The sequence below is a fragment of the Flammeovirga sp. AWQ4_249 genome, from assembly GCF_056161045.1.
The window spans coordinates 1-23673 of sequence record NZ_JBSWYJ010000036.1 but is presented as its reverse complement, the minus strand read 5'-3'; the positions used below and the strand labels follow the sequence as shown (position 1 = coordinate 23673).

9 protein-coding genes are annotated in these 23673 nt (G+C 31.1%); all 9 read right to left on the bottom strand.

Annotated features, from left to right (window positions below; genetic code table 11):
• Positions 1-74: 74 nt before the first annotated feature.
• On the bottom strand, positions 75-491 hold the full coding sequence (locus tag ACXAHM_RS20175) for a hypothetical protein (protein ID WP_474963876.1): 417 nt from the start codon (positions 489-491) through the stop codon (positions 75-77).
• Positions 481-8508 carry a DUF6443 domain-containing protein gene (locus tag ACXAHM_RS20170; RefSeq protein ID WP_474963872.1) on the bottom strand — a complete coding sequence of 2676 codons (8028 nt, stop codon included), beginning with the start codon at positions 8506-8508 and terminating at the stop codon, positions 481-483. Before ACXAHM_RS20170 ends, ACXAHM_RS20175 begins: the two co-directional genes overlap by 11 nt.
• Before the next feature lie 24 nt (positions 8509-8532).
• Positions 8533-11538: a hypothetical protein gene (locus ACXAHM_RS20165; RefSeq protein WP_474963867.1), complete on the bottom strand. Its 3006-nt coding sequence runs from the start codon at positions 11536-11538 to the stop codon at positions 8533-8535.
• Positions 11539-11679: 141 nt separating this feature from the next.
• Entirely contained in the window at positions 11680-13242 is a 1563-nt protein-coding gene (locus ACXAHM_RS20160; protein WP_474963863.1) for a hypothetical protein, read from the bottom strand.
• 428 nt (positions 13243-13670) lie between these two features.
• A complete protein-coding gene (locus tag ACXAHM_RS20155; protein ID WP_474963859.1) occupies positions 13671-15761 on the bottom strand; it encodes a UvrD-helicase domain-containing protein in 2091 nt (696 codons plus the stop codon).
• Between the two features lie 72 nt (positions 15762-15833).
• Positions 15834-20870 (bottom strand): DUF1998 domain-containing protein, encoded by a 5037-nt coding sequence (locus tag ACXAHM_RS20150; protein WP_474963855.1) that lies wholly within the window; start codon positions 20868-20870, stop codon positions 15834-15836.
• A 212-nt stretch (positions 20871-21082) separates the two neighbouring features.
• On the bottom strand, positions 21083-21865 hold the full coding sequence (locus ACXAHM_RS20145) for a DEAD/DEAH box helicase (RefSeq protein ID WP_474963964.1): 783 nt from the start codon (positions 21863-21865) through the stop codon (positions 21083-21085).
• A gap of 327 nt (positions 21866-22192) precedes the next feature.
• On the bottom strand, positions 22193-23260 hold the full coding sequence (locus ACXAHM_RS20140) for a Fic family protein (RefSeq protein WP_474963852.1): 1068 nt from the start codon (positions 23258-23260) through the stop codon (positions 22193-22195).
• 152 nt (positions 23261-23412) lie between these two features.
• On the bottom strand, positions 23413-23673 hold a 261-nt coding region (locus tag ACXAHM_RS20135; protein WP_474963849.1), incomplete at its 5' end, for a hypothetical protein.

Here is a 23673-nt window from a genome sequence, read left to right as displayed (position 1 = left end):
GTTTGCTTTTGATTATTGTGTTTATAAGTTTGGAAACTTATTCGATAGGTAAGTTGAAAGCTTTTAATCAAAAACTATCTTTCCTTTTCTACTTCTCCATACTTATTTAAGTGTTCTTCCTCATTTTTTAATTCATGTAAGTATGAATTTCTTGGATAATACCTAAGTTCCCTAATATATTTCTTATCACGAGAAATAACTGTCATCTTATTACTATTAGCATTCTTTATCAAACTATCTTTTGGACTAATTTTAACATAATCATTATCTTCTTGAAATAAAAAGTAAATACTATCCTTAGATGTTGTGATAACGTAATTAAAAGTTCTATTCTTAGAATATTCTTTAATTTCATATTTAAAAGCGCTGAAATAGTTAATTAAAAAATACTTCCTATCTTCATTTTTCACTTCATAATCACTATATATCTTCATAAGAAGAAATAATGGCAAACCAATAATAAACCAAAGAATTGCTATCTTATTTTTCATTTTTTATTAGATCATTGTAACCTTCAAAAACTTTTGTTGTATTCTTTTGAACCCCCAAATTATATCCAGGAGTTAGTCCTATACCATATGTATTATACTTGTCATCATTTAATGGAAGAGTTAATATTAAACTTGCCCTAATCCATGGGATTGGAAATGGAAATGTATATGAATATGATCCACCTCCATAATTGTTTTCTAAACTAAAATCTTTAGCATCACCTGTATATGTATATATATTTCCAAAAGGTGCTAGACCAAATATACTACCTTCACCTAAATTTACTCCTTCACTTGCTGTAAAAAATCTCTTTGAATCCCATTTATCTTTTCCTGTAAAAGCAAGGACATCTCCTGTCGAATAACCCTCCATTATTACAGGAGTAGCAAGACCACCATCAATAGCATTTGGAGTAAATACATTTCTATATTCATCTACAATTATATCTGTAATGATTTCACGATCGTTACCTGCACTTATAAATCCTTCTGCATTAAACACATCTATCGTTCCAGTATAATTACCTGTGAAAGTATATGGTTCTTCATAATATATTTCGCTAGTTTTAGATGGCTTTACATTATCTACATATGAACCCCATGATTCATTATATGCTGAACCTACAGGAACTTGCTTTCCATCCTTTATCCAATAAATTCTATCAAGCCCTGAATCTTTTACAATTGTAACATTCTTTGTCTTATAATCGATATAAATAAAATCATCCGGTTTTCTACCATCTGAATCAATAAACCTAATAGGATTATCAAAAGCATAATTATAAACTGAATGCCTTGTCATTTTTTCTGCTAAAGGATCCACTGCAAACCATCTTCCGGTTTTTACATCTAACATCCTAGCACCGTAATCATAAAACCCTATCTCCTCTTGTTTCTCCTTCCCATTGTATTGGAATTTATGATCAGGAGTACCTTTCTTCTCAATACCCGCCATATTCATACCAAATGGGTAGTAGTGGTTTTCTTGGACGATATAATTATCAAAAGTAATCGTTACATCATCGAAGTAAACATTTACATCAGGAGTTTCGTTTTCGAAAGAGATCTCAATGTATTCAACACCTTCAGGAACAACTAAATTATGTTCTATTAATTGCCATTGATTTGCTACGGTAATTTCTTTCTTGATGTCCTCTTCCTCACTGTCTACAAATTTCACCCTAAAGAAAGCTGTTGGCGTTGGGTCATCACCACTTGAGAATGTCATTAATGGAAGTGACATTTGCGTACCGTCACCATTAGTAGAAGTTCCTTCACCATCTATTTGAGTAGTAGAACCAGAGTTCATATCACTCATCTGAGATTGGGTTGCCGTTTGATCATCATCTTCAATGTAGTATCCATAAGCACCAATGTAAATCTTCTCACCCGCTTCTACCGGAATTGTTATCGAAGCTCCAACACTAGCTCCCTCTACTATATGTACCTTTCCTTGTCTACCTCCAACGGCAGCTACAATATCCTCTTCTGTAAGGTTAAATTGAGATTCAGTATCTTCAAAATCCTCTTCAATCACTTCATCTAATCTCACTGAAGCCCTTAAGTTACCTAAGTGGTCTTTGTAGTGGTATTCTTGGATTAAAGATTCAGAAGCAAAACGTGTTTTTACACCAGCATCAGCCGTAAGAATTCTACCTTCTGCTGTATGTAAGAATTGAAGCTTGTCTCCATCCCCTTTGTCTTCATAGACAAAACTACCAATATATTTGGTCACTGTTGTTTTGAATACCTCATCTTCACCTTTAATGTTAGCTGTTTTCTGTAACTTAATACCTGCAGCATCATATAAATACTCAACTGAGTTTCCGTTATCAAAAGTTATTAAGGTAGGCAAATTCAAGTGATTGTATTCAATACTTGTGATACCCTTATTTTCATCCTTTTCAAGATTACCATTTACATCATAGCTAAATGCTTGTCCTGTACCCGCATCAAAGAAACTATTGTCCTTTTTAAAATCAGCCGGTTTATAGTCCGATGCATCAGCAACATCTAGCAGTTGATTACTATTCGGAAGATAGCTATATGTTAGTTGATCAATTTGACCATATCCAGGAGTTTCTTGTTCCTTCCTAAAACCTTGTCGGAATAAACTTAAGATATTGCCGTTAGCGTCATACTCAATTCCCCCATCAATATCATTACCCGTTACATCATAATCCTCCGTACTATTATTACTATTATAATCTGCCTTCTTCAATCGATTTAGCATATCATAAGAATACTCATAGCTTCTATAGTTTGTAGGATCATTGAACGATTGCCATGATTGTTTAGCGATGTTACCATTAAACTGAGCATCAACGTTGAGTGCTTCAAGCTTATCCTCTGTGTAATATAAATTCTGAATAAATGGTTGTGACTTCGTAAGGTTTTGAGCATCAGCATTTACTCCCATTGACCATCCTCTGATATTGTAAGAATAGTTATGAAGAAGAGGTTGTTCTTTAGTACCTGCAGTCTTTTTAACTAACTCACCAAGTTCGTTGTATTCAAATCTTGTGGTATCAGAAACTACCGTATTCTCCCCACTTAGGTTTTCTCTTTCTGTTGTATTTGTTGTTTCTAATAATCTTCCTACATGATCATAAGTATTTTCATTAGCGACATAGATATGTTCAGTAGTAGTACTATGATCTAAATACGTTTTTACTACTTCACCTGAGAAATTGTATTGGTTGGTTACGATATCAATATCCTCAATTGACTCTGTTTGAGTCTGTGTCACTCGATATTTATGATCATAATAAGTCACAGTAGTTAGGAATTGATTAGTTCCTAGAACCCTTACTTTACTACCTGTAATTTGTCCTTTTATAGAAGGTAAGGCAGAAGGTTTTTCAATACCATATTCAAGATCTTCATCAAATTTATCATCATATTCAACAAATCCCATCGTACCATCTAACCAATCATAATCATTATAATAAGTGACTGAAAGAATATCATCTGCTGCAATAGATGGTAAAGAAACGTTCGTATAATCTTCTAAAATACCACCCCTAGATTCAAAACGATTTGTATAACTTTCAGCATCTGCAAGATCAACCTTCAAATCATTGATTTCTTGTTCTGTGAATACTTTAATACCAGAGATTACTGGACGGTTAAAAGCATCATACTTAGTGAAAATCCACTTATCTTCTTGAGCTAAATTAGCATCTTGTGTTAACACTAATCTATCCCAATGATCATAGACCATATATTCCCATCCTTTACCAGGAAGTTTTTTAGCTATCAAACGGTTCTGATCATCATATTGATATTGGTAACAAAGATTTTCGATAATTTCATTTGAAATCGTAGATGATTCACCAATACCTTCTACTGCTAATGGAGGAATAACTAATTCTAGATTACCATAAACATCATATGTATAATAAGTGTCGTTGTAAGTTACTAAACCAGTATTCTGATCAAGTCCATTTTGAACTCTTTTGAGAATGACTTGACCGTATTGATCTTTGACTTCAACCGTAAAATTACCATGTTCATCTGAAGATTCGGATATATTTAAAACTCCTTCTTCGTATAAACCAGAAACAGCTGTTCCATCAACGATTTTAATTTGATCATCAAAAGTATTTAACCTTGTATTAGCTTTAATACTATGTTCTAATTTTGATTGCCCTAAAAGACCAGTCCATTCATCTCCCTCTGCAGAACTTTTAACTACTCTGTTTAAAGGGGAACCATCAAACCTAGCCTCAGAGAATGGGTAACTAGACCTCTTAGAAACTTCAACAGTAGATTTATAATACGTTTGTAGTTCGGAAAGAGGACTTTCCTTTAACTCACCATTATTCTCATTTGACACGTAACTTAAATATTGTCTATTTTCTCTATCAAACTCATCATAGTTTTTAGGACTTACAATATCATAGCCATTTGTACTTCCTTTCTCTTGAACAGATTGGATTGGGCGTCCTAAATGGTCAAAATAATTTGTAGATTTTAAAGTACCAAAGTCATCTTGATAATTACCTGATAAAACACCTTCCTTATTTAACCCTGGTTTTCTAGCTACATAAGTAGATATATAATTGATATTTTCTTTATCAAGTTCTTGAGTAAAGCCTGTAGAATTAGAATTCACTTCATCCTCAATTATTATCCAAGAGATATTTTCTGACCACAAGCCAGTTTCCTTATTTTTAGCACGAATTCCATATAAACCAGGTGAAGGATTAGGGATCTCAATAGCCGAATTTGAATCATCAAAACCCCTTACATCAGATTGCCAATACAAATCATGTGTTTCAGACGTATTATTCATATAGATAGCATCTGCAATATTTGGATTGTAATATGGATTCCTCACCAATTTATTGTCGTATTGAATTTGAATAGGATTTCTTTCATCATCATTTATGGATACTTCATCATATTTTACAACACATTCATGATCATCATAAGTTATGGCACATTTAATATCAGTATAACTTGTTGATAATATTGGAATTTCTAATTGAGGTATTTCAGTTTCTTTCTTAAAAAGAAATCCATCCTCACGATAAGACCACTCAAAATGGACTGCATTATACTCCTCTTCGATCTCTAAATTAATGACTAAAATATCACTTAGATGATAAATGGTTTTATCAAATGAAGAAGATACAGTTGGGTAATGGGGTTCACTATCTACTAGTACAGTATTTGAAATTGATGATTCTCCACACTCCGAAGTAAATTCAACTGCATACTCTCCATATTTTTCAACTCCTTTAAACTCAAAACTTAAATCTTCATTTATTGTAATACTTGTTTGTGCAATGTATTTATCGTCTTCTTTTCTTAAAAGAGTAATAGTCCTACTCATTTCTAAATCTGGGTATCTTAATAATTGCCCCCAAATTCTTGCTGCTCCTGTGTTACAGTTATTTTCTACAAAAAGTAAATTAAGATTATTGAATGTATATGGTTTAATTTCTATTTCATGTTCTGATCTATAATTAATATCACATTCTTTATCTAGCTTTACATAATAATTACCAATAGGTAATCTTGAGAAAGTATATTCAACATCTGATACATCGACAACAGTATCATATACTTCATTATTTCTTATCAGTTGATAATCTTGACCTATAATTAAATTGGTAGCTGTAATTGATCCATTATTATTATTTAAACAAGAATTACGATTTGCAGAATAAATTGAAGGGTGTTTAAACTCTAATATTTCCCCAATTTCAAAAGTATTATGTTCACTATTATTACAAATATTATTTGATAGTTTATAACATTCTACCTTAACAGTTCCATATTCGTTAAATGAGTAACTTAAATCATTACCATTACCAAATCCTAGATTAATTCTATCTTGCCCTGTGATCAGTGTGTAATGAATATTTGGATCTGAATTATTAATTGTAAGAAGACCTTCATCTGAAGAACAATTGATTTGACTTACATTAGCTTCAATTGATTGTGGTTTTGATGGAGGAATGTCAATAATAATATCTGTAGATTGCTTAGTAACAATACGATATGTTGAATTAAAACTATCATAAATATAACCTTCAACTACAAATGATTTAATGTCGCTAAAATTGATTGAAAAATCTAAAACATTCCCCTCATTAATAATCTCAACTAATTCAATTCCATTATTGTAATACCATTTAAAATAATCAAAATCACCTCCAGTTACTGTTGCAGTTAAAGTACCCCCTGGACCAAATAAACAATAATTAGTCTCTAATGTCGAAAGAGTAATTGAAGGGACTGGCATTACATATTCTTCTACAGTTATCAGTGGACCTCTTACTAATCCACATTCAGGGGTAGAATATTGTAAATAGTAATTATCAGAAGTATTAATATTTGTAATATTATTAATATTAAAAGAACCATCTGCATTAGATCTAAAAGAATGAATTACTTCATCCGTATTTGCATTTTTTAAATAAATATCAACGCTTTTTGAAGTAGAACTACCAGGTAGAGATAGTACTGAGCCATGCAATACAAAATATCCTGAACTTTTCTGTATAAGATTACCACCAACACTTATATCACTCATTTTTTCAGATACAGTAAAAGAAGATGAGATCACGTCGGAACCGCATATAGTTTCCATAGCAACTTTATAAGTACCTGTAGTTAAATTTTCTATCTTAATATCATCGTTTGAGGTAGCTACAACGGTATTCAATAGCTCTGATCCTTTATAAACCTTATATGTTCTATCATTTATAACATTACTGATTGTTAAGCTAGTTGAACTCCCTTGGCACAATGAAGATGGAAACATCGAAATAATTGGAGATTGATATTCAATTATTTGACCAATATTAAATGTCTTAACAGGACTATTTGCACAAGAATTTGATGATTTTCTATAAACCTCAACTGATATATTTCCACTTCCATTTATATCGAAATTTAAAGTTGTACCATTACCCATTTTTGATAAAGATGCACCAGATGCTGCTTTAACAGTGTAATGTAAATTGCTTTCGGTATTTAGTATCGTGACTCTACCACCATCATTACCACAAGAAATTTGTTCTAAATTTGCATCAATTGATTGAGGAGTTTGTAAAGGGGAATCAACAATAAACAAAGTTGTGGAGCTTTCTATCTTCTCATATTTTGAACAATTTGAATTATAAATATATCCTTCAACTTTTATTGAATTAATATTAGTTGAATTAATTTTATAAGATAAATTACTACTACTTTCATTTGGAATTAAAGTAAATGAAGAACCATTATGATAATACCATTTGTAATATGATATTGTACCAGCACCAGATTTTGATACTGACAAACTTAAAGTATTACCTAAACAGTACCTTGAATTTATATTATTAATACTAATACTAGGTAATGATATAAAATCACTTGAGGCTTGAAAAACTTCCGATTTATACTTTTTACTACAAGAAAGTAGTTCATACTCTATATAATAAGAGTCATTCGCATCTAAATCACCACCAAGATTTTCAGCCTGAAAATATCCATTATTATCTAATGTAAAAGATGTCTGAAATTGATCTGAATCATTATATAATTTTATGTTCTGTTTGACATTTCCAATCACGGATCCATTAACTTCAAATATATCATTACATACTTCTGAAACATTGAGAGAAACAATTGGTTGATCGAAAACTTTAATACTTTTTATTGGTGTTGTATATGTATTTCCACAAGGTGTTGTTAAAATTATTTTATAATCACCAGTAAGGTAAGATCCAAAACTAATATTATTAGAAGAGGTAGCTGTGATTGTCTTTACTAAAGATGTACCTTTATACAGTCTATAAATACCTCCCTTAGAAATATTTGAACCTGTAATACTAGTTACAGCACCATCACAAATAGTAGAAGTTGCAATATTTAAAGATGGCATTTGAAAAGATATTAAGTCTCCTAAAGTCTTTTCAAAATTTGGAGCTGGAGTACAAAGAAGTGATGGAGTTTTAGAGGCTACTAATTTATATGTACCTGTACCACTAAAGTTTAATGTTAAGTTTCCTCCATTTCCATAACTAGATGTTTTCAAAGTACTTCCAACATAAATTTTGTAATTTATATTATTTAATGAATTTGGAATTACAACTTTTCCACTTGGGGAACTATTACAAGATATTTGTGAGAAATTTGTAGTTATTGATGGGATCGGATCATCTTCAGTTTGAATAACAACATTTGTATATCCAGTTGTCAAAATTGTAGAATAATCATCACCTATAGCAAAATAATTACCTGATTCAGTAACATTAATTACATTACTTTCTCCATTATTACAGAAAAACCTATGATTTCCCGGTTGGATATAACCACTAAATGAACAACTTGATGATGCCGTAACTTTTAAACCTACAACACCACAATCGCTACTTACAATTGTCAAAGGGTTTATGTTCTTAGCACAGAATGGTACAAATCCACCACCTTCACCACCTCCTCCAATAGTTTGTTGTGCATTTACTATATTTAAGGAGAAGAAAAGAAAACTTGTTAGAAGAATATATATATTTTTCATCATAAATGATGTTAGTTTGCTTAATTAGTTTACGTAATGATAAATAGAGAGCTGAAGAAGCTCAAAGTTTGCATCTTCTTTTAAGGATTTAGAAGATTTAGAAGTAAGACGATCCATATCATCATATTCAAATAACTGCTCCATACCATTCGGGTCTATAATTGTTTCTATAAGACCTCTATTGTTATACTTATAAGTAGAAACAAGACCTAAACCGGAATTATCCATTATTGAATTAATGATTTCTTCACTTGGAGACTTATCAATATTTTCGATATCAACACTATTAATAATATGTTCATAATTACAATTATCTATGATAAAAACAACATATTTTGATGTCTTATCCCATAAAATAGTTTTTGATATTCCTTCTTTATTAGTTATCTGAACTAGTTTATTGTTATTGTCATAAACGGTTTGATAAACCTTTTTAAACTCACTATTTAAGGAAGATCTGCTTTCAACCTTTTCTAGATAAGGATATTTAAGTTCAGAATTTTCTAAAGTATTTAGTTTATAGGAGAACTTTTGGTTAGAAATTACCTTTCCAGATTTTATTTGCTTTGTTTCTGATGGTAATGAAGTTAAATTTCTTTTCAATAAGTTCATTTTCAAACTATTATCTCCTGTATTAATAGCGTAACTAATATCTTCTTTTAGGATCTCTATAGAACCTCTTGTTGTAGTTTTACTAACTACATTATAATATTCATCATATATATAATTTACAATAATTTCATTTGAGCCATTATTATGAATCCCATACTTTTTACTTTTGGTTTGCTTTAATATATTTTTATATAAGGTTTGTTTATATAAATTAATGGAGTATAATTCATGAGGGCTCCTATCTGAAAACCATGCTGAATTATAGTGATGAGAATCAATGCTACCGTCATTTGACGCGTGACGTCCATCCATATTAAAATATATAGATTTTATTTGGTCACCTAGCTTAGATTCATAAGTATAACTAAATTCTGATACTTTAATTGAATTATTATTATAGACAGATTCTTTGATTAATCGATTGTTATAAAATGTATCTCCCTTGATGAATGCAAATGGAAATGTCAAAGGTATTGTTCCAGAAATTGAGTCTCCTTCAGCTTTTGATGATTCAAGGTAGGTCCTTACCAAAAAATCAGAAATTTTGAAGCCATTATTACTCTCTTGACCTGATACTGATTCAATTACCCTTTTATAATTAACAACTTCTCCACTATTAGAATTGATAAGATTATTACTTATCATTTCATAATAAGGAATTTCATGATTTCTAAATAGAAAACCAGGTTCTCCTGATTCTGTTAATGTATATTCTTCATAATGTAATTTCTTTTTTATTATAGGTATAAAAGGTTTGTTAAAAATACCATCTTCATATTTATATGATATAGTTTTTAATAAATTCTCCTCAGAATCATAAAATGCAATATTTTTAACTCTACTTCCTCCTACTTCGATAAAATCACTATTTATTATTAAATCTGTAGACTTAATTACATCTTCTTTGTTTCGAATTAAAGAAAGAAAATTAGAGAATTCTTTATTTGAAACAATATTAGACTCATAATTAAATCGCACCTTACCTCCCGTAGGCAAAATAACTTGTTTTAATATTCCCAACTGATTTCCATCTTTATTAGATAGTTTGTTAGTTTCTATATTAGCAGGTAAAGGTCCCGGAAGTAGAAATTGATTTTCTGATTTATTATAATATCCCCAATAATCTATACTCTTTGAAGAGTATGGAGGGAATTTATCCATTCCAATAAAATAATCCAAATGATAGGAATTTGCTAAAGTAGAGTCACTACCATGATTAATAATTACTTTCTTTAGAATTAATCTATTTTCATCTGATAGTTCAATATCATTATGAGTATCAGATAAGATGTCATCTTTAGCATCATAATTATACTTCAACTGTATGTTCTTCTTAATTGTGCTACCATTTTTAAAAACAACTTGATCCAAATAATATTCTTCACCATGTAATAATACATCGTTATAGAAAACAATATCTCTTCTATCTTGTATTGCATTAAATTCTAAAGTATCATCATCAGAAATAATTTTTGTTAATCTAGTCTTCCCAAATGTACTTGAGTAGCTAGTATTATTTTTAAAACCACCATTTAACAAGACATTCAAATTATCCTGAGCAAGAACATTTTGTGAAAAGTTACCAAGAGAGTTATAGCTATAAATATAACTTTCTGAGTAATTTGTTCTCTTAACTTCTTTGTCACCATAAATAAAATTAATTTCATTAATTCCATCACTTGAAATCATTTTTGTAAGCATCCATGTTGACATATATATCTGATCACCAATATAATCAGCAATTCCATTTCTACCTTCATCATTAGAACCAAAGAAATATTGGTTACCATTATTATCTATTACTTTGAAGATATTTCTGTCGTACGAAATATTTATATTTTGATCAGATTCAACTAAAACTTCACCTTTGTGATTAATAAAAAATTTTGCATTTATACCATTCACATTAAGAGTGTATAAATCAGGTGCCAAATCATATTTTAGATACCCTAATTTTCTATTAAACTCTTTTTGTCTTGTTATTGGAGTTGAATTATCATAAGGAATAGTTTCTCCCAATAATTTAAAATTATATAAATCATTATAAATGGAATCAATATTTGAATTTCTATATCCATATCTCCCCAAATCTTCACTTGTGTTGACAGATTTTGTTATCACTCCAATACCAGATAATGACCAACCTAATCCTACCCAACTTGGTATATTATTCACTTGATTCTGATTTCCTATATAATTTAACCCAACAGATACTGAAATAGAACCATTAGTAATTTGAGCTAATGGAATAGAATAACTTGAAGCACCTGTATTTCCATTAAGTACATGATTATTAAAACTCATCATAGCAGCAACTTCAGGAGATTGCTGTGTAAGATCATCCAAGGGGTTTACTATCTCTTGACCAAACAAAAAGTATGGCAAAAGTATTAGTAGTAACGGTAGTTTACTTTTCATTAATATTAGTAGTTATTAGTTTATCTGTAATAGTTTATTAAAGCACTTAAATTTAATTAACAATAACAAATAAAAATAAACATTTCATATGTTAATATTTGCTAATTATGAAATACAAAAATAAATGTTAAAAATATTCATTTAAACACCTCCAATCCCACTAAATCCAATCCTAAATACCCATGGATCATTTTGAATAGGGTTATTCTCTTCTTCATAGATAAAGGAGTACATCAATTGAAAACTAATGCCGAAAAAGTCTCCAAATTGGAAAGTATAGCCTGTTCCAGCTCTAAAAGAAGGATACCAATGACGTTGATATTCAGGTTGAAAAGGATCAGAAGCATTCATTCCTTCTATTTCAGAATCAAGATGTGGGAATCCTTTCCAGGGTGTATACTGACTATAAATTCTTCCTCCATACACCCAAAGATCTTTATCTTCAACTTTTGAATATCGAACTAAAGGAGAAACACCTACATTCAATTTCTTTTTAGCTCCTAACTGTTTATATATCTGAGGAGCAAGTTCAATTCCCGGGTTTTCTCCTAATGTCATATTCATCCCTCCTCCGAGTTTCAAGAATTTTCCAAGATCTATCTGTGCTTCGGGCATTTCTAAGTTATTTAGGTCTCCAGCAAAAGGTAAATCTGTTTTGGTTGATAATTGAAACTGCCAAGGTTCATCAGTTACAGCATCTACCCACCCCATTCTTCGCATAGCAGAGCCTTCAATCGTTAACCTTTTTCCTATTTTCAGAGAATATCCAGCCCCAATTAATACATCACTTTTCCAACTTGATTGAGCACTTTTTTCTACACCTTCTGAAGAAAAAGCAACAGAATCAGCTTCATAAAGACCTGAATACTCCATTTGAAGATATGGTAACCACTTTTTAGGTTGGATTTTCATAAAAATTCTACCACCAAAAGACCAATCAGTATGCAAGGAATCATATGTCATAGCTATATTAGGTCCCAGACCAAAGGTAAAAGATTCCGAAACAGGTAATTGAATCGAAGGGCTATACATCACCTTCAAAGGATTTTGTTGAGCAATTGATACTGTATTACCTATATTAAGTGCTTTTGTTAGCATACCGATAGCCTCTCCCACACTTAGGTTTTGCATCGATTTTAAATCATCCAAGATTTTTAATGATGGATTTGAAAATTCTTGAGAAGGATTCATGCTATTCCCAGATTGAAAACCTTTTGCAATTGCTCCTAACCCTTTTCCACCAAACCCATACGATAGACCTGCTCCTACTCCCCATTCATTCCTATCATAATGATAGTTGATATCAGAGTAAAGTGTAAATATTTTATCTTTTTCAGTTCTCCATGTATAACCGCCTCCAAGTGTCACAAAATTATCATCATTTTGCCAAGAATGCCCTGTAGTGATAATTCCTCCTTTTTGTGGCCCAACATGATATTTTATTTTTGTATCCACTAGCCATCGTTCAGAAAAATCTAAAGTTAGAGAATCTGTATTAATTGATGCATTGATACCAAATTGAGATTCCAAGCTCCAATTCTTATATCTAAAGCTCAATCCAGATGTAATGAAGGGATCAATCTTTTTCGAATATGTATATTGACCTTTTAAACCAATCAATGGTACTAACTGTGGCAATTCACCAATATTCAGTAAGCTATCCTGCTCCAGTTCCTTAAGTACTTCTTGATGTTGTTGTTTCAAAGTATTTATCGATGGAAATATTTGCGCTTTTATCTTCCAGCTAATAGAAATTAAAATAAATAAAAAAAAGTATCTCAAGATTGTAGAGTTTAATACAGATTGAACTGTACATAGTTTTGCTTGTTGCTTTTGTAAATATGGTTGAAAAAAACAGCTTTGGCAAATAATTAAACTTTTACTAACCCTGTTATTCTTTTTTTGTCAATGCATAATGTTATTTAGTTTAATAAAATATTTATGCTAATTTTTAAATCTTAGATTCTATAAAATGTTGCAATCAATTTTAGGTAATAGAAAAAGGTAAGACTATCATTAAAGTCTCACCTAAATTGTTCAAAAACAAAATTGCAATTGTTATTAAAATTCAAGAGCTCAATATCGATAAAAGCGATACTTTTCATATTAAACTGAGTCTAAAAAACTTATTATTAAAACTCATCAACCCCTTCTCCAACACCACTAATATTCAAGTATGCAATTGCTCTTGTCATAGCTACATAGAGTAAAGATTTTTGATTTGCGATCATTTTCTTTTGCTTAGAAATGTCCCAATCATTGAATCTACAAGGCTTATAAGGATAAGTTTCTTTTGAAATTTTAGTAATAAAAACTGCTTTAAACTCTAATCCTTTCATGTTATGGAAGGTAGAAATATTGACACCTTCTTTATCTCCGGTATTATTACCAAGCTCAAAATAAGGAATACTTTCTTTATGAAGAGCTTTTCTTAAATCCTTTAGATCGTCATTTTTGTATGCAGAAATACAAATTTCTTTATAATCTAATTCCCCATTTTTTATACTCTCAATAATTTGTGAAGTAATCTCTTTATGTTCTTCTTCTGGAGTTTTAAATACTTTATAAGTTGGTCGAGTTCCTTTAATTAAAGAAACGTAGCCGTTCTTCTTTTCTTCTTCGCCTTCAAAATTATCAAAAGTAACTCCCTTAATACAGCTCACAGCCATTCTTCGAATCTCTTCAGTTGTTCTATAATTTACCTTTAACCTTTTCGATCTATTACCTCGAATATTTATTCCGCATTTAGAGAAATTTAGTTCTTTTCCATATATATTTTGAAGAGGGTCACCTACTAAGAATAAATCATTACTCTCCTCCTTCACAATACTTCTTAGGAAGCGAAGTTCTGCATTTGAAAAATCTTGTATTTCATCAGCTAATACATGATCAAATGGTTTTATGCCATTTGAATCATAATGATTGGCTAACTTATTCATTACTTCTTCTTTTAAGAAGTAACCTTCCTTAGTGGAATATTGTTGATAGGCTGCAATGACTTCCCATACATCTTTTCTCTCCTTTCTATTTAAGCGATTTTGTCGTCCTGTCCTGGGTGTTCTATAATAGGTTTTATCGTCCTGTACATTATTCCATAATACCACATCTAAATACTCTGAAGCAAGAAAATCAGCATCATATTTTGATAAATTTTGTTCCAATACTTCCTCCCACAATTTTTTATAATCATCACTATTATTATAAATGATTTTTGCATCTGATGGTATAATTCCTTCACCTTTTGCTATATCAGAAGCAACACTATCAATATTTTCAATTCTAAGTTGAGAAGGTTGTATCCCTAATGTCTTAATATCTTTCTTTAAGTTTGCTGTTAAGCTTCTTGTGTAGGTTGTAAATAGAATTCTTGACTGAGAAGACTTATTCAATAAATACTTTGCTCTATGCATAGCAGCTACCGTTTTACCTGTTCCTGCTCCTCCTGTTACTTTAATTGGACCTTTATAATCAGAAGTTACTAACTTACGTTGGGATGGGTGTAAAAACACTTTCCATTTCTTAAAATCATCAGACAGAATTTCATCTAAATTATCTTCCGCTGTGATTTGCATAAAGAAACGTTGGTTATTTGCAGAGTGATCATCTTCACCAACATCTACAGTTTGCATTCCTTCTTGCACTTGCTCAATTAGCAATTCAATATCTCCTCCATCAAATAATGTAAAGATATTTTCAAATACATCTTCAGGAAGGTGAGACTGCATTTTCTCCAAATCATCAAGGTCATTAATTTGATGAACACTTGGAATCAATATTTCTGGTACTCCTATTTTCAATAACTGTTCTTGTGAATAAGATTCCATAAAATTAGAAGTATCTTCCACTTTGGGAGTACTATCATTCGTATTCTTAGGTAAAGATTCACTAATCTCATTCGTTTCATATACTTGATAAGCATTAGTGTGCTCATTCCACTGAAACATCTTATTTGCAGCCCAACGATATGCTTTATCATGATGATCTACCCATAGCAAATGAAAGATATCACCTCTATCGGGCTGATGTACAATAGCTCGATAAGTTTGATCAACTCTAACAGATCTTAGATTTTTGTCTTTTAAATTTTTAATATGTTCAAAATGAAGAGACTCTCCTTTTGGGTTGGTTCTAAATTTTTCAATAAATGTCTTCGTTGCTTTCTGAACTTGTTTTGGTAACTCTATAAATGAATCCCAAAATTTATCGTATAAAAATAATTTCATGTTCTTCTTATATTTTCCATGATTACATTCATGGATGCATTATTTCCCACGATTGAAATCGTGGGCTTTTGATTATATTTTCTTTAGAATTTCTATTGTTTCTTCTACTGTTTCAGTAACTATATATCCTAACTCCTTCATTTTGTTTTCATCTCCTTCAAAAGGTAATAAAGCCACTTTTTTAGGTGATGTAATTACTATTTCAGCACCACATAAAACAGCTCCATTATCATCTTCAAACTCATACCCTTCTTCCATTACTGTTATGTTATTACTAAGACAAAACTTAATAAGTTTATGATACTCTTCTGAGTAATCTTCAATAATTGACTCATCCAAGATATCTTCTTTAACCGTTTCGATTCGTTCAATTAAACAATCATACATTGGCTGGAATGTATTGTAATATTGCCAAAACAGCTCCCAGTTTTCTTTACCTATATTAATTACCTTATCATCAACTATATCAACATAAGATTTTGTATTCTTCTTAGGTAAACCTATTGACAACCTTAATTCAACATCATCAATACCTGTATCTATATTTGTAATTAGAAAAGGTTGACTAGTAGATTCTGACTTTAATTCATTCCTATCTTTTCCTAAAAGGTATTCAGTTACTTCAGCTTCAGTAAAAATCTGATTTTGGACAAACGGGGTAAATCCCATAAATACATTGGTAACTTCTTTTTTAATAAATTCTCTTTCTGGATTCGAAAGATGAAATAAGAATCGTTCAATTGAATTCTTTTTGGTGACTAGCCCATTGGGTGAAGTAAATTGGTCCTTTACTTTTTTAGATAGCTTATTTAATGAAGAAAGATGCTCATTGAAAAAAGCATCTGTAAGACTATCTTTAAACAAGTCAAGGTCTTTCCAAGTAAAAGAGTATACTTGAAAATAATTAGAAGTTGATCTTAAAATTGCATCTCTTTTCTGGATATCCTTATGAAAAATATTATTAGAATCTGATGCATGATATTGATAGCCATCAGTGAAAATATTGATCTTAGGAAAGTTGATTAATTCCTCTTGTTTGTTGACTCCATCTTCAAGGTATTGAATACATCTAAATTGGAAGTCAGGCTTACTTGATACTTTAACTCCATCAGTATGACTCAGACTAACTTGTGGATCAATTGCCCAAGTAAATTCTTTATTATTGTCCTTAACAGTTAACTCATATCTAAAGCCACTATCTCTTTTTGTATGAAAGTCCCACCCTTCTTTTTTCTTCTCATCAGATAAAGCAAATTCTTTCAATAATGAAATAAAACGCTTTTCCATTTCAGATTCTTCAATTTGACCTGAATCTTGAATTTTGGATAAGCCATCCTTCAATTGATCCCAGTCATTAATAGATGACATTAATCGGCCAAATAAAGTCTCTGCATTTTTTCTGCTAAGCTGATCTTGCTCATATTGATTACTATAGGTATAAACGCAATGGTAGCAACCATCTTTTCCATTATTCTGGCAATTACATCTTTTAATTGCCTTATAAGCTTCTCTTAAAACTTCAGAGAATACTTTTGTTTGGAAAAGTTTTCCTAAATAGCCTGTTCCTCCGGGAATGGTATCAAATAGAACTAAAAACTGTCCCATCCTTCCAACTTTCTGATCATATTCCTGATAATCTTGTAAGAATAAATGGGAAGGATTTCCTCCATAATAGTTTTGAATACCTCTCAATAATCCCGATTTAAAAAGTGCTATTTGTTCAAGGGTCTCAAAATCTTGTACTGGAAGCATTATTTTTATTGCTTCTGTATTCATTCTTCTGTACAAAAATACCTCTTCAAATAACTCATCTACCTCTCCTTTATAAGGCTTCTTTTTCTCAGAACACCAACCATAATGATAATCAATCGCTTCTTTATTGCCAGGTTTAGAATCATGCTTCGTTGTAGGTGTTGATTTCCCACACTTTTTACATGTTATGAAGCCGCAAGTTGGAATTTCTTTTTCATTTATTTTTACAGATCTACCTTTATCGTTTAGATTCATAGGTAAACCCGAATTAACTGTTGTAATCTCTACATCTTCAAATAGCTCTATACCAAAAGGAATTTTCTTTAATGCAAAAGCTCCTCTCGAACTATCTTCTTTAAATTTAAAATGGGTTGTTAATGCAAATAATGCATTACTTCTATCATCTGAAGAATCATCTAGTCGAGTATCTTTTTCCCAATTTATAGACCTTGAACGTTCTAATCTTAGGAATTTATGAGTATTTGTTACGGATGCAAAAGATTCATCTCCACACTTAGGACAAGCCTCATTTTTTGCATTATATGTTTCTTCTATATGGTCACACTTCGAGCAGAAACGCATATCTACAGCCTCTTCTTTCCAACTTAAAACATTCAGTCCAGTGATTTTTAATTTATGACCTTGAGTATAGAATACATTACCTGGAGCAAGTTCTTTTATGGCACTGCTAGCAGGCCTTACCAACTCAATATTTTCAGGAGGTAAAGGTTTTACCTCATTACTTTTTTGTTTAAATGTAATATTGGCATTAAGATTCACACCCGTTTCTGGGAATGCGTAATTGGGAAGTAAACCTACATTGGTCATGTATTCGATGACAGACCTTTCATTAATTTCCTTTATAGTCCTTCTGATATTAGAAATCTCCCTTGAAAGTTCTTCATATTCGGAATCTGTTTTGGCTAACTTTCTACTCTTAATATCGTCTATTATATCATCTTTCTTTTTGTTAAGTTGATTAATCTCCTCTCTAACATTATTAAAATGTAATTCAATTTGCTTAGAGAGGTAGCTACTATCACCACCAATAACATGTTTTTCAAGAGAATTAAATGCTGAAATGATTTCTTCGCCACTTACGTTACTTTGGTAAGTACTTCTAAAATTATTTATCAAGTCATTTTCATTTTCCGCAATAAAATTAATTAGTTTTCTGCCGAAGAAGATCGAACTCTTTACATCAAGAGTATAGAGTTTTAAAACTCTCATCTTGCTAGGAATTCTTGCTTCTTCTCCCTTTTTATTAACCCATGTATCAATACAGTAGGCAAGAAAATGTCGTTTTAATATATCTTTTGCTTCAAGATAACAACCCGGTGTTCCTACTTCTCCTGCCATCATACTCATAGGCTCTTCATAATAATATTTATCATGAGCTTTTCTTCCTGCAAAATTTAAAATCAATGCACTACCCGTCTTTCTTCCAGCACGACCAACTCTTTGTAAGAAATTGGCAGGAAGAGGCGGAACGGAACTGTTCATCGTTACGTTCAGATCTCCAATATCAATACCCATTTCTAAGGTTGAAGTAGCAAATAGCGTATTAATTGAATTAAAGAAAGGGCGGTTTTTAAATGAGTATTCTACTTGTTCTCTTTTCTTTCTCTGTAATAGTCCTGTGTGTTCAGCCGAATAAATTCTAGGTGAACGCTTTCTATTGTACACTTTCTGATAATACCCTTCTTGTACATCTTCTTGTGCTTGATAATGCCCTGTACATCTATATCTTAAACAAGAAGCATCTTCAAATACTTCTTCCTCTTCTTCTCCTAACTTTATTTCATGTCCACATTTATCACATTCATAATTCTGGACATTATTAGTGACTTTAATTTCAGATGGATGAATCGCATAATTAGTAATTGCTCCATCTGCTTCTTTTTCATCTAAAATTTCTATTTCTGTTAATAACTTGAAGTATACTAAGTAAAAGTCATTAATAGCATCTACATTGTCTGTAAATACTCCATATCTTGAAGAAATACTTTTCCTAAAATGCTTATGAAACCAATTTGCTGTACTCCCTTTTGTAATTGGACTATCATAAACATCAAATTTCTTTGAAGGACTAATTAGTTTTGGAATCCGACTACTTGAACCGAAATTTTTATTCATAAAATGTCGATCATCTCTTGCCCAATTTAAGTTAAATGTATCGCTCTTTGTTGTTCTAAACTTTTGTAAGAAGGGGTGGTCAACTGCACCTTTTTGACGCATTCTATGTAAAATACCTAACGTAAATAGCACAAAGTGTTGTTCTTCCAACAATTCCATTTGATTATCTTTTAACCAAGGAGTCATTGTTGTGTAAGCTGATTTGATTTTAGTTAAATCAAAATATGTACCTGAAGATTGCGTTTTCTCTAAAGTCCTACCAATGGTAGCACTATAACCAAACTCACTACAAATTTCCCAATCTACTCTTAAATCAAATTCCTTAATGAAGGATTCAAAAAAATCTTCTTCATTCCTTTTATAATCACGAATGGCAATATCGCCGATCTTATCAGAAGGGAAAAACTTATAGAGATAAGCTTCTAATGGTGTTTTTTCATCTGCATTAGCTTTCCAATAATCTTTAAAAGCAGAAGATAAAGAAGTGATATTTATATCTTGCCCTAGTTCTTCTAAATCATTAATCACTTTCTGCAATGCTGATCTGAAAGTAAAACGAAAGTTTCTTGCCTCTACAAAACCAGCCAAATGAGCTGCATCTTGTACTCCATTGGCAAATGAAAGCATCTTACGATCTCTTTCTTTATTTTTATCTAAATCTGATGATAAAATTTGTGCTGTTGAAATAGATGATAAAGTACTTACACGAGTACCAATAGTTGCAATTGTATCTTTAGCATTACAACAAGGACACCTATTTTCAAATTTCTCTTGGTTATTCAACTTTTGATAAGCATAAATATCTATATTATCATCTGCTTTTTTTCTTTCCTGACGTAAGGTGTGTTTATTTAAAAAATAGCCAATAGCTTGTGTAGGATTATATTCTTCTGTACATGGCTCAGTACTCACCAACCAAACTTCTTTATCTTTTCTAAAGAACTTGTTATGTACAACAGAAGGACTTGCATTAAACGTATCTTTAGTATCAGGTTTAGTCATTAGCCAACCAGAATGTCCACAATCTCTACAAAAATAAGATACCGATGGATGGATTTTTTTTCCTTCTTGATCTTCCTCTTGAAAATTCTCTCTCCAAATAAATTTCTCTTCGTTATCAATTACTCTTCCTATACCTGACAATTCTCTAATCCATAATTGTCCTTGAATGGCTAAAAGTGGAAATCTAAAATCTACATCTTCTTTTGCTTCAGCTATCAAAGCTAAAATAGAAAGTATAACACCTTTTTTGGGTGAAAACTGCTCTATGTTATCATACTCCTGAAGTGTAGAAAAAAGAAAGTTTCTACGATCTAGTTCTGTTACTAATCCATCTAAAGTTCTAATACCCTGATTACAAATCGCAGCTATATCTTTAACGATCTGAAACTTTTTTAGAGCAATACCTAATTTATAAGGATTAAACTTTCCTTTTAATCCCCATATTTTTTTTGTCTCAAAATATAAGAACCATAAGTTTCATCTGAAACTAACTGCGTTTCTTTAGCACTTGATGTAGGTATATCTTGCGTTAATTCTTTATCTCCAAAAAAATCATCTTCACTGTCTCTATCTTCCCCTACAATACAATCTTCTGAAAAAGTTTCACCAAAGATTTTGGTAGCATATTCTGCCAAGAACTGCTTTGAATTTTCACCAGAACCAATTGTTGCTGATGTGCCAACAGGACATAATTGCCCCTGAGGTAAATTCAACTTTAACTTTAATCTTCTGATTAAGTTAGCTACATCTGACCCTTGTGCTCCATCATAAGTATGTAATTCATCTAAAGCTATGAATCTAAGTAAGTCTGGTGTTTCAAAATTAGGTTTCCAAATGGAAGCAAAATCTTCACGCATCAAAGCAAAGTCCAACATTTTAAAGTTGGTCAGTAATATATCTGGAGGACTCGTTAAAATTGTCTTACGATCCTCTATTACTTTTACATTACTCATTTCCTTTGGAAGATTATCTTTCTTCCCTCCAGTACCAATAAATAAACCTACGCGTATCTTACCCACTGTTAAAGGGTTCTTGTATATCTCCTCTGCAAAACGTTGTGCCTGATCTGTCGCCAATGCATTCATAGGATACATGACAATCGCTTTTATGCCAAAAGTATCTCTTCTCTTATAACAGTAATCTAATAAAGGAAATAAGAAGGACTCTGTCTTACCAGAACCTGTACCCGTAGTTAAAACAGTGGGTTTCGGAATATTATCCTCCTCTGTTGTTAATCGACAAAAAGATTCATATTGATGTTTAAAAGGAGGAAAACTAGGCTTAATATCTAAAGGTATTTCTGCATCAAACTCTTTCCTGTAGGGTAAACGTAAAGAAATATAAAGTCCTTTTATCAGACCTTCTTCTTTATCTTCTATTCATTTTAAAAAAGCCTCCCTCAATTTTCTATCAGAAAAATTAAAAGTGGCTTTTAGGTATTCTATAATGGAGGTTTTAACTTCTTCGGCCTGGTGAAAGACAAGCATGGCAGTAGATTATATTGTATGTATTTTTAGTGTTACGAATATAAGAAAAAGTTTTTAGGTTTTTAATAACTCGAAAAGTCTTCTATTAATATATAGATTTGTTTTACCCACTTTCTGTACCTCTAAAATGTTGATCTTCACTAATTCATTAAGATATTTTGCTGCAGTTCTTCTATCCACATTTAAATTTTCTGTTACATTTTCAATCTTTGAATAAGGTTGATTAAATAATGTTTCTATCAATTCTTTGCTATAAATTTTAGGAGCTTGTTCTTTTGTAAGAATAATCACTTCATCTAATAAGTTCCTTACTTGATGTACGATGTTAATGGTTTTTTTTGCCGTCTCGCTTACTCCTTTTAATATATAAATAACCCATTCTTCCCATTCATTTTCTTTATTCACCAAGTTGAGAAGTCTATAATATTCTTCTTTTGTATGAATAATATAAGAACTCAGGTATAAAATAGGTACATCTATTAATCTATTAAGCATAAGATACAGTATATTTAGAATTCTACCCGTTCTGCCATTTCCATCATAAAAAGGGTGAATACTTTCGAATTGGTGGTGTAAAAGAGCCATAGAAATTAAACTAGGTATTTCTTCATTTTTAAGATTATATTCTTCGATAAAATGAGCTAGTAATAGTTCAATTTCAGATTTAGTCTGTGGAGGAGTATAAACAATCTCACCTGTTCGATCATTTTTTAATACTGTTCCAGGCGTACTTCGAATTCCAGCATTATTATTCACTAGTGATTGCTGTATTCTTAATATATCATTAGTTCTTATAAATCCTTGTGTTCTAACTAATTCATACCCCATCAAGATTGCTTTTCGATAGTTTACTACTTCTTTAGTTTGATGAGATACTTTACTATCTGAACTTGCAATTGCTCTATACAGCTCATCTTGTGTTGTAATAATATTCTCAACTTCTGAACTATCCTTAGCTTCTTGTAAAGTAATTGCATTAATTAGCATTGTCTGATTTGGAATAGTCTGTGCGATACCCTTCAGTTCGGCTAAAGCTACTCCTGCTTTATGTAACTCCTCATAAACTTTTATGGTGAGATATTTCTCAGATGATGGAGGAAATGTATTAATATTGTAACTCATAATACACAAAAAAAGCATTTTAAAGTACACATAAAATATTTTATGTACAAAAAAACATAAATTACGTACATAATCAATTTCTCATGTACATAATGTGTACACACTAATTACTATATGTACAAAATATTGAAAAATATGTACATAAGATAAATTTATGAATACACTACCATCTTCCTTTCCTCTCTATCTCCCATAGCTATATCTTTCCACAAAAATGCATTACCTACCCGATCATAACCCACTCTTTTAAAATCAAAATTTAAGTTGGCTCTCTTATTTACTAAATGATAGAAACCAATTGAAGACGAAAATATGATATCTGTATAGTTACCCCAGTAGTTCGGACTGTCTAAGCGGAAAAGATAATTATCTTTTTTTGAGAGATTCAGCTTCAAACCTTTTTTAAAACCCAT

Coding starts and splice junctions, on each gene's coding strand:
- ACXAHM_RS20175 (WP_474963876.1), bottom strand. CDS start 491: ATGAAAAATAAGATAGCAATTCTTTGGTTTATTATTGGTTTGCCATTA.
- ACXAHM_RS20170 (WP_474963872.1), bottom strand. CDS start 8,508: ATGAAAAATATATATATTCTTCTAACAAGTTTTCTTTTCTTCTCCTTA.
- ACXAHM_RS20165 (WP_474963867.1), bottom strand. CDS start 11,538: ATGAAAAGTAAACTACCGTTACTACTAATACTTTTGCCATACTTTTTG.
- ACXAHM_RS20155 (WP_474963859.1), bottom strand. CDS start 15,761: ATGAAATTATTTTTATACGATAAATTTTGGGATTCATTTATAGAGTTA.
- ACXAHM_RS20140 (WP_474963852.1), bottom strand. CDS start 23,260: ATGAGTTACAATATTAATACATTTCCTCCATCATCTGAGAAATATCTC.